Source organism: Actinoplanes sp. ATCC 53533 (genome assembly GCF_003947245.1).
Genome location: NZ_QHHV01000507.1, coordinates 1 through 2,020 on the forward strand (window position 1 = coordinate 1; position 2,020 = coordinate 2,020).

The window sequence follows — 2,020 nt, forward strand, 5'->3', positions numbered from 1 at the left end:
TCTCCGACTCAGGACTATTGTGGCCACAATAACACGATCACGACTCTTGTCGTTCTGCGGAATTACTATTCGCAGCAAGAGCATTCTGTCATCTACGCCAGGACTGCGTCGGAAATGTTGGATAATTTCCATTGTCGTCTGCAGGCCATTTACAATGACCGGATCCTCAAGAACCAGAGACTTGAAGCCAGGTCTCGCCGCCACCGCCAGTATAGTGACACCGTTATTAAGCACCCAGAAATCTTCCGGAGCTTCACCCCTAAGTGTGGCTTCAATCGCTCTATTTACTTCGACGGATCCCTCATAGTCTCGAACGTTCGACAGAAATAGGTGTCGACGCCGATTCTGATTCTCGTCGGTCACAAACTTGAAGTAGTCGGACAGCGACACGAGAGCAATGAAGCCTGCCTCGCTAACCGCTATCGGACCCTCTCGTACTGCAAGTTCGAGCTTCTTCGTCCTGTCGGTGCGGGAGTACTCCAGCAGTTCGCTCGCACCAACGAAATTGAACTCGACCGAAGAATTCGGGAAAAGTCGCGCTGCCGCACCCTCTAATGTGGCCACGGGTTCACGCAGGGTTTCAAATACATGTTCCGAGCGACTAAAGTAATAGAAGCGGACAGCAAGCTTGGAGATTCGCGTAATATTCTGCTGATGGAATCTTCGAAAGCCTCCCGCCTTCCTCGTAAGCTTCTCGTTGTAAGTCTTACTGAGATCCTCTACCGACCTACTGTAGTCGAACAGCGTACTTACGGTAGAGATAAGCTTATCGATGGCCGTGCCACTGAACGATTCAGTGTCCTTGCATTGAACAATCAGTAGCTCAACCACAACTTCCTTGCGTGGCCGAGGGCGATAATCGTCTGTGAGCGGATCTCCGTCAATGAACGTAAACAGAGCATCGATCCCACCGTCGTTCCCTCCATCAACAGAGGCGTCTTGAATCTCGTCGATGCTAAGGTCATAGCTCTTCAATGATTCTGAGAGACAGAACAGCTGAAAGAAGTCGTTTTTGCCCATTGTTGGCGCTATGTCGGAACGTCGCTGCTCGATGATCCCGTCAAGAAGAAGCTGCGCGTTAGTGGACAAGGGACCTCCGCTTAGAAAGCAGGCGCCAACGCTGAGCCGCTGGCTAGTCCTTTAAGTTACTACTAATCAGGCACTTCAAGTCCAGCTTCATCCGCGCAAAAGTACGCCTCGGAGTTATCGTGTCACCCCGTGCGCCGCTCCGTCGTCGAGCAGGCGGCCCGCCACGGTTGGGTCGCTGCCGGAACAGCTCGGGGTACAGCGAGCAGCGTCACGCAGGGCGCCGGCCGCGCTCGCGGCGGTGTGGTCGTCACGGATAGCAGCACCGAGGCGCTCGACGTTCGCCGGGCGGGTCGCTAGGCGCGTTGTCTACGTCCCACCCCATGCCGAGCAGGGGGTGGTCAGTCGTCGCAGAGGTCGTCCGTCTTGCTCTGCCGCCAGACCCCCGGGGCGATCTCCACAAGCGTCGCGTCGCTGCGCGCCAGCTCACGCATGATCGAGTAGCCGAGCGTCAGATCCTCATCATCGTCGCGTACGTCGATTTCGGGCTCTCCGACGGCTTTCTGAGTGAGATACCAGCGCATCTGTCAAGCCTTCCTGCACATGTGCACGGCCTCGGACTCACCAGGTTACGCAGGTAGCTGTCCTAGGTAAACTCCCTCAGTAAGCTTCGCGGGTACATAGCGTGATCACGTGGGCCGCAAGGGGAAGCTGTACACCACCGGAGATGTCGCCGACCTACTCGGCGTCACCCGGCAGTACGCCTACTCCCTCACGCGCCGCAAGGGCTTCCCAGACTCGTACGACGAGTGGGAGAACGGCATCACGGTCTGGCGAGTGCCGGACGTTCAGGCGTGGCTACGCGCGAACCGCCCCGATCTCAACACGGACGAGACCTAACCCGTTCGTCATCGCGCCGAGGCCGGGCGATCACCGGCACGCGTCGGCCCGGACGTGCCCGCCGCACCACGGATGTGGCCGGACCTCCGCGATA

The 2,020-nt window shown here is 57.5% G+C and carries 3 protein-coding genes; 1 reads left to right on the forward strand and 2 read right to left on the reverse strand.

Annotation, left to right across the window (positions count from 1 at the left end; genetic code table 11):
* Together DMB66_RS59620 and DMB66_RS59625 are read right to left on the reverse strand one after the other, a co-directional pair.
* Nucleotides 1-1,089 (reverse strand): AIPR family protein (locus tag DMB66_RS59620; RefSeq protein ID WP_199753305.1); only part of this gene is annotated, 1,089 nt, incomplete at its 3' end.
* 338 nt (nt 1,090-1,427) lie between these two features.
* Nucleotides 1,428-1,610: a hypothetical protein gene (locus tag DMB66_RS59625; protein ID WP_125812678.1), complete on the reverse strand. Its 183-nt coding sequence runs from the start codon at nt 1,608-1,610 to the stop codon at nt 1,428-1,430.
* Nucleotides 1,611-1,719: 109 nt separating this feature from the next.
* On the opposite strand from DMB66_RS59625, the gene DMB66_RS59630 reads away from it, so the two are divergent.
* Nucleotides 1,720-1,926 (forward strand): helix-turn-helix domain-containing protein, encoded by a 207-nt coding sequence (locus DMB66_RS59630; RefSeq protein WP_125812569.1) that lies wholly within the window; start codon nt 1,720-1,722, stop codon nt 1,924-1,926.
* Nucleotides 1,927-2,020 lie beyond the last annotated feature (94 nt).

Coding starts and splice junctions, on each gene's coding strand:
- DMB66_RS59625 (WP_125812678.1), bottom strand. CDS start 1,610: ATGCGCTGGTATCTCACTCAGAAAGCCGTCGGAGAGCCCGAAATCGAC.